General features: G+C 48.9%; 11 protein-coding genes. All 11 read left to right on the plus strand.

The annotated features are described in order from the left end of the window. The first annotated feature begins 44 nt into the window (after positions 1–44). Positions 45–374 (plus strand): hypothetical protein, encoded by a 330-nt coding sequence (locus C437_RS01825; protein WP_004515162.1) that lies wholly within the window; start codon positions 45–47, stop codon positions 372–374. Next, complete coding sequence (locus tag C437_RS20045; protein ID WP_139175294.1) at positions 367–618, plus strand: hypothetical protein; 252 nt, start codon at positions 367–369, stop codon at positions 616–618. The genes C437_RS01825 and C437_RS20045 overlap by 8 nt, the downstream gene beginning before the upstream one ends. An 88-nt stretch (positions 619–706) precedes the next feature. Continuing rightward, positions 707–907 (plus strand): hypothetical protein, encoded by a 201-nt coding sequence (locus tag C437_RS20870; protein ID WP_004515163.1) that lies wholly within the window; start codon positions 707–709, stop codon positions 905–907. 296 nt (positions 908–1203) lie between these two features. Then, positions 1204–1488 carry an OB-fold nucleic acid binding domain-containing protein gene (locus tag C437_RS20875; RefSeq protein ID WP_004515165.1) on the plus strand — a complete coding sequence of 95 codons (285 nt, stop codon included), beginning with the start codon at positions 1204–1206 and terminating at the stop codon, positions 1486–1488. Positions 1489–1574: 86 nt separating this feature from the next. Continuing rightward, on the plus strand, positions 1575–1823 hold the full coding sequence (locus C437_RS01845; protein WP_004515166.1) for an AbrB/MazE/SpoVT family DNA-binding domain-containing protein: 249 nt from the start codon (positions 1575–1577) through the stop codon (positions 1821–1823). A gap of 7 nt (positions 1824–1830) precedes the next feature. Continuing rightward, positions 1831–2454 carry a type I restriction endonuclease gene (locus C437_RS01850; RefSeq protein ID WP_004515167.1) on the plus strand — a complete coding sequence of 208 codons (624 nt, stop codon included), beginning with the start codon at positions 1831–1833 and terminating at the stop codon, positions 2452–2454. Next, the gene (locus C437_RS01855; protein WP_004515168.1) at positions 2451–3590 is read left to right on the plus strand and encodes a bifunctional DNA primase/polymerase; all 1140 of its coding nucleotides are present in this window, start codon (positions 2451–2453) and stop codon (positions 3588–3590) included. The genes C437_RS01850 and C437_RS01855 overlap by 4 nt, the downstream gene beginning before the upstream one ends. Continuing rightward, positions 3591–5318: a DNA primase family protein gene (locus C437_RS01860; RefSeq protein ID WP_004515169.1), complete on the plus strand. Its 1728-nt coding sequence runs from the start codon at positions 3591–3593 to the stop codon at positions 5316–5318. Between the two features lie 415 nt (positions 5319–5733). Next, positions 5734–6030 carry a hypothetical protein gene (locus C437_RS01865; protein WP_004515171.1) on the plus strand — a complete coding sequence of 99 codons (297 nt, stop codon included), beginning with the start codon at positions 5734–5736 and terminating at the stop codon, positions 6028–6030. Between the two features lie 6 nt (positions 6031–6036). Beyond that, the gene (locus C437_RS01870; protein WP_004515172.1) at positions 6037–6237 is read left to right on the plus strand and encodes a hypothetical protein; all 201 of its coding nucleotides are present in this window, start codon (positions 6037–6039) and stop codon (positions 6235–6237) included. A 60-nt stretch (positions 6238–6297) separates the two neighbouring features. Further along, the coding region (locus tag C437_RS01875; RefSeq protein WP_004515173.1) for a hypothetical protein at positions 6298–6592 on the plus strand (295 nt) is incomplete at its 3' end.

Raw genomic sequence — 6592 nt, forward strand, 5'->3', positions numbered from 1 at the left:
GGAATACTGGCTATCACAAAAATCCAGAGAGGTGAACACCAGGAATGAGCGACGAGATCGACCAGCTACCCCTCGCCGGATACGAAATCAACTACCCCCACAGAGGAGTCAAACTCACAACCCGGATCCAAGGCAAAACCTTCGTAGAAGGCACAGACATCCACGAACTCATCCGAAAAGCAGACCTAGACAAACTCATCGACCAAGTCTGGGAGAACAAAATCATCCAGCCAGGGAAAATCCAAGCCGACAAACCTTCTCAGGCCTGGATTATGGGGTTTCAGGCAGCTCTGATGTCAGTAAAAAAAGCAGCAGGCTTCGAGAAAAAACTCGGAACAGACATTCCAGAAGAGGTGGATCCTGAAGGTGAGTGAAGAAGAAAGCATCGACGAAATCATCCAAAAAATGCGGGAAGAGTCCGGTGAAGGACCACCTCACTACGCTGCCAAAAACACCAGAGAAATAAAAGAAAACATCCTCTACAACTTCAGAAACGCAAAACACGCCCTGAAACTACCACTGCTGCTTCCACTATTAGTCATCGCATTTCAAGGTTGGCTGATACTGAATGCGCTTGTAGAAACTGGAAAAAGACTCCACAGCTACCTGAAGAGGTGAACCGACAATCGAAATAACAAGACCAGAACCAGACGCACATCTCTGCCCCAAATGCCGCAACAACTCAATCGAATACATCCCAGGCAATATGCAGGTCTACAGCTGCACCGAATGCAGCTACTACACCGAAGACAAAGACCGTCTCCTACCCGCCTGGACACCAGACACACTCACAGACCTGATCGACAAGATAGAAGAGGAGAACACGTCAGTCCAGCCTCAAATGGACGAACAAGACGCAGCAGAAGCCTGGTACCAGCTCAAGGAGGTGCTCCAACCATCGGACTAAAAACCAGCACCACCAGAAGCCAACAACCACAACCAGAAACCGAGTCCAGCACCTCCCAGAACACTATAGAAGACTACACGCTGGAACAACTCGCCCAAAAACTCCGCAACCAAACCCAACTGACAGCTGAGGAAATCAGAGACCAAGTCAACAACAAACACGAAGAATACCACCCCCTGATCTCCAAGAAATCCGCACTCATCCTCGTAGCACGACAACACAACCTGAACCTCGAGGATCTCATCGGAGAAGAACCAGGACCACCAGAACTCACAGTCAACAACCTCGTAGAGGATATGAACGACGTCGAGCTGGTTGCTACAGTCACCAAGATCTACAGCACCAACCACTACGACGGAGGAAAAGTCCGAAACCTCACCGTAGAAGACGAAACCGGGAAAACCCGGGTCACACTCTGGGACGAAGACACGGAACTGGCCGACCACATCTACCGAAACGACAAGATCAAGATCACCGGCGGATACACCAAAGAGTCTGACTACAGTCCTAACGGCGTGGAGATACACCTCGGTGATGACGCCGGTTTGGAGCTGTACGAGAAGGAAGAACAGCTGAAATAGGGCGTGTTGTTACTCCGGTTCTACGACTATAATAAGAGGTACACCCTTTACTATTTAAATAAAAGTTACACATAAGTTCCATAGAGGTGATACAAATTCCACAAGATCACGGCAAAGTCAAACTGAAAACAACAGCAAGAAAACAAGGAGGATCACTCGTAACAACAATCCCGCCAGAAATAGCAGAACACGACGACATCGAAGAAGGAGACGAACTCAGCTGGCAATCAGAGTTCTCAGAGGACCTGGAGGAAGAAGAAGGACGAGGAGAATACGAATCACTCTGGAACCAAACCAAACAGGACGAAGCCGAAACAGAAGAAGACGAAGGGTGACTTCTCCTTGACACCAGAATCAATCACCATCAAAACAAACAGACTCAGCGAAAACCCTGAAGAAAACAACGGAATCCTACGAAACCGAGAGTTCGAAAAGGAAGAAGACCTCAAGAAACACCTCGCAAAATGGCTTAAAGACAGACGCTTGCAACGCGCAGGAGCAAAAGCCGAAACAGACGAGACAGAAGACTGGGATAAGAAAGAAATAGCAGCCATAACCGAAGTAGAAACCGAGTTCGACACCGGGAACGGATTCGGAGACATAGCAATCCACCACGACGGCCTAAACCTCTCCTACAACCACGTCCTGGCAAACCCGTTGATCATCGAACTCAAAAACAAGCAACCATTCAAAGAAGCAGTCAGCCAAGCAGTCCGATACAAACAAGACTCACAGAAAAAATACCGGGAAGAAGACGGCCTCAAATACCTGCAAACAGCCGTAGCAACCTCACAAAGCCTGTCAACAGGTGAAATAGCTTCCAGACCAGACACCGACAGTATCCTCCCCGTCAACTCAGAGGCCAAAAGAATATTCTGGAAACTCGGGATCGGCGTAATGCAGTCCACACAGACATTCAACATAGTACTCTCATTCAACGAGCAGGACAAGGTGGTGATCAAGTGAATGAGCCGAAAATAGGCGAGTTCGAGAAATTCATTGATCTCCTGATGGACGCAGAAACAGCGCCAGAAGGATACTCACCTTGGCTAATCCCCTGCAAACCAGAAGGAAAAGCACCTGACACCACAATAAGCTGGAAAGCCCCTCAAAGCAGGTTAACCCCGGCAGAAGCCAAGAAACGACTGAAGAACCAGTGGGGAAACGTCGGGATCGCCGGAAAACCCGACGACCGGCTGATCCTACTCGACATCGACGACCCCAGCATCGAAGACGAACTCAAACCCACGCTGAAAATCCGGAGCCGGTCAAGATCAGGAACCCACGCCATCTACTGGGCAGACCCCGAAGACGAAGCACTTCCAGCAAACATACCCACCGAAAAAGGAGAACTCCGTAGCTCAGACCAGTACGTCGTCGCACCAGGAAGCTACGTACCATGCACCGAAGAAGAACTTGAGGAGAAAGTCGAAGAAGGAGAAATCACGGAAGAACAGAAAGAAGAGATACTCGAAGACCCCGACCGCGGATACTACACCATAGACAAACCACGGAAAATAGCTCCTGTCACACTGGAAGAACTACCTGACATATTCGAAAAGCAGTACCGGAAATCACAGGACACCAAAGAAAACGACAGAGAAGACTACACGCCAGAACAGATCAGCAGCGGAGGAGACCACTCCGCACTCTACGACCTCGAAATCACAGATCTAACATCACGAGGACTAACCGACAGAGACCCTCACCCAATCCACAACTCCACAACCGGAGCCAACTGGAGCATCAGCCAAGGAGTCGGACACTGCTGGCGTCACACAGTCTCACTCAACGCACTGCAATTCCTCTGCGTCGAAGCAGGACTCTTCACCTGCCTCGAAGCAGGAACACCTCACACCGGAAGCAGCGCCGGACCATCCGAAGTCAAAGGCAACGACGAAGCAATCTGGGTAGCCTGGAAACACGCCAAAGAAAACGGATACATCCCAGAAGACGACCCGGTCCCGGTCAGAGCAATGTGGCACATCGCCAGGAAACACGAAATAGGAGACCCAGAAAACCATCCACCAGAAGGAGAATCCAAGAAACTGCCGCTCAAAACCTACAAAGAAGTACTCGAACTAATCGAGGAGAAATACTGAATGGAAACAGGCCGAGAAAAACCATCAGGACCTGCACGGTATTTTGAACAGGTCCAAGGCCAGCGAAAATTCCGTCCAAACTACCTCGCCAACGAAATAGAAGAACAATACGAGTTCGTCTACGTCGAGGAAACAGAGAAATTCTACGTCTACCTCGAAAACTACTGGCAGGACAAAGCTGAACGAATCATCAGAGAAGAATGTAACGACCGCCTCGTCAAAGAATTTGAACCAGCACGTGCCTCACGCGTCGTCGACACCATCAAAACCCGGTCATACATCTCTAAACACAAGAAAGACTTCCAACCATGCAAATACAAAATCCCATTCCTCAACGGCGCTTACAACCTTGAAACCGGAGAACTCGAAGAACACAGCCCCGACGACCGATTTACCCACATCATACCTTGGACTTACGATCCAGAGGCAGAATGCCCACGTATCAAGCAGTTCCTCGAAGAAGTAGTAGAAAACGAGGTAGACAAGGAGAAAATCCTTGAAACAATCGGATACAGCCTGTTAGCCGACTACCCATACGCACACGCACTCATACTGTACGGATCCGGGCGAAACGGGAAATCAGTCCTACTCAAGCTGTGGAAAAAAGTACTGTCTGAAAACAACTACAAAGAAGAACAGCTTCAGCAACTCGAATCCGGGCGCTTCGCAACACAAAGCCTGTACCGGAAACTGGCAGTATTCAACGACGACCTGCCGAACACAAAACTCGAAACCGGATCCACACTGAAATCACTGACCGGAGGCAACGAAGTACGAGCTGAAATCAAAGGCGGAGAACACTTCGAGTTCAAAAACTTCGCCACACCGGTATTCGCCTGCAACGAAATACCTGAAAGCAACGACTCCACCGACGGATTCTACCGGCGCTGGGAGATCATCAACTTCCCGTACAAGTTCGTGGAGAACCCGGTTAAGGAGAACCACAAGCAGCAGAAAAGCAAAAAAGAACTGATGGAGGAACTGACGCAGGACTCAGAAATCATGGGGCTTCTCAACGAAGCAGTTTCGCGGTTGGAGAAGATGAAAGAACAGGGAGGGTTCACCTACAAGACCGATGCCGAAGCCACCAGGACACTCTGGAAAAGCTACAGTAATCCTCTCGACCAGTTCATCGAGATCTGCCTCGAACAGGGAATGACTCAGCAGGACGTCCGGGAACTCGAGGAAGACCCGCACCAGAACAATATCAGTGACTACCAGTACGATTTCATCGCTAAAGACGACCTGGTGTTCCTCATCAACAAGTACTGCGAGCACTTCAGCTCCAAAGCACCGTCGAAAACCAAGATAACTCGGAAGCTGAAGAATGACTCGCCGTACTACGTCCAGGAAGGACGTACCAGGCAGATGGGGGAAGATGACGACCGGACTCGTGTTTACAAGTTCATCCAGTTTTCGGATGAGTTCAGAGATTTCGTCTTCGATGACAACCCCCGTCCTGACTGTCCTTACTTTTTCGAGAATCTACGCGTGTGTGCGCGCGACGTGTTACGAAACTACGAAAATACTCAGGACACTAAGGACACTTTGAATCTCGGCCACCGTATCAAGGACTACATTGATGAGCACGAAGACACCTTGGTAGAGGAACAGGATATCATCGACAACCTGGATGTGGATCAGGGCAAAGTGGACAAGAAAATCAGCGAGTTGATTCACGACGGCGAGCTTTACCGTCCGAAACCTGGTGTAGTCCAGACGATCTAATGAGGTGACTGGTGGTGACGTATTATAATCCGGAGTGTTCGGCGTGTGGTAGGAAGTTGAAGGATGATGAGGAGTTTAGAGTTGATTATTTTGTGAATATTGGCCGGACGCTTTGCCAGAATCCGTCGTATCGGAAAGGGGAGTCTGATGATCCTGGTTGTATGGATAGGATCTGGGAGGCTGCTCGGGAGTGGATTGAGTCTCAGGGTCAGCAGGAGCTGGGTGAGTTTCTTGGTTAGTGTTGAGAGGTGTTGTTGGGGGTTTCTGGCGGCGTTGGTCGCCTCCTTTTTTGTCTTCTTTTTTCGGGTGTTGGAGTCTGTGTTGCGTTTTGTTTTCAGCGTGCTGCAGTGGCTGGGGTCGAGGCGTTGACCGGGTGCTGTGTTAGTTTTAAAAATAACAGTGAGAAGTTTGATATATGGCTGAGTACCAGAGTGGATTTGATCTTCCTCAGACCCGTACATTTAATGGAGATAAGTATGTCTTCGAGCAGACGGCTGAGGATAGGAGTTTCTTGAAATCTCTTGCAAAGGACTATGTGAATGATATGGATGCTCCTGAGCATGATGTGATTGGTCCTGGAACTGCCTCGCGGTATGAGAGCTATCGGATTGTAGAGTATGAGACTGAGAGGGATGGCAAGCTGTATGCTCTGTATCTGAAGCCGAATGATGATGTGATTTCCCATCGTGAACGGCATAGCTGGCTGGGTTGAGTTGAAATGAGGAAGACAAATATTCAGGTTGGGGATAAGATAGAAGATAAGTTAACAGGTGATATATATGAGATTATTGATAAAGAAGAGAAAGAGAGTTTCATGTCTAAAGGAACAAAGACCTACTTTACAGTAAAGATAAACGGTAGGAGAGAAAAAGAGAGAATGGCTGACTTTTTCAAGAAAGACAGATATCTTCGAAAATGAACGTGTACTATATTTCTGAGCTGTACCTATAAAAATCAGGGTTCACCAATTGTTGGTTAGGTGAACCAATTTATCGGAACTGGTCCATACAAGCAGGACGGAGCCGGAAACATCTGGCCTCCAGGCAAAAACAGCGACAACTACCCTGAAAACTTCGTAGAAAACCTTCGAGAGTACGTAGAACAAGACCACATCGAGGAACCGTTCCTTGGCAGCTGGGACGTCGGCAGCTTCGAGACGGACGAGATCTACGTCGACGAAGACCACAGTACCGGCAAGAAGTATTTGGAGATAGCTGGTCAGGTTGACGGCGCTGTAAGCGTCGTTCTCAAGATCCCGGTTGTGAACAATTCCA

Source organism: Haloarcula vallismortis ATCC 29715 (genome assembly GCF_000337775.1).
GTDB lineage: Archaea > Halobacteriota > Halobacteria > Halobacteriales > Haloarculaceae > Haloarcula > Haloarcula vallismortis.